1 protein-coding gene and 1 pseudogene are annotated in these 477 nt (G+C 62.9%); both read left to right on the top strand.

From position 1 onward, the window contains the following. A partial coding sequence (merT, locus tag D7V20_RS19515) for a mercuric ion transporter MerT (RefSeq protein WP_120385425.1) occupies positions 1 to 334 on the top strand: 334 nt, incomplete at its 5' end. Positions 335 to 347: 13 nt separating this feature from the next. Continuing rightward, a pseudogene (locus D7V20_RS19510) lies at positions 348 to 477 on the top strand (mercuric transport protein periplasmic component); the annotation flags it as partial.

Raw genomic sequence — 477 nt, 5'->3', positions numbered from 1 at the left:
CGGGCGCGGCGCGCTCTTCGCCGGTGGGCTGGCCGCCATTCTTGCGTCGGCCTGCTGCCTGGGGCCGCTGGTTTTGATCGCCTTGGGGTTCAGCGGGGCATGGATCGGCAACCTGACGGTATTGGAGCCGTATCGGCCGATCTTCATCGGCGCGGCGCTGGTTGCACTGTTCTTTGCCTGGCGGCGCATCGTCCGACCGACCGCAGCCTGCAAGCCGGGCGAGGTGTGCGCGATTCCGCAAGTGCGCACCACCTACAAGCTCATTTTCTGGTTCGTCGCCGTGTTGGTCTTGGTCGCGCTTGGTTTTCCCTACGTCATGCCATTTTTCTACTAATCAGGAGTTCATCATGAAAAAGCTGTTTGCCTCCCTCGCTCTCGCCGCTTTCGTTGCCCCCGTGTTCGCCGCCACTCAGACCGTCACGCTGTCCGTGCCTGGCATGACCTGCGCCTCTTGCCCGATCACTGTCAAGCACGCGC

The sequence above is a fragment of the Acinetobacter rongchengensis genome, assembly GCF_003611475.1.
Classification (GTDB): Bacteria; Pseudomonadota; Gammaproteobacteria; order Pseudomonadales; family Moraxellaceae; genus Acinetobacter; species Acinetobacter rongchengensis.
This window is presented reverse-complemented; position numbering and strand designations above follow the sequence as displayed.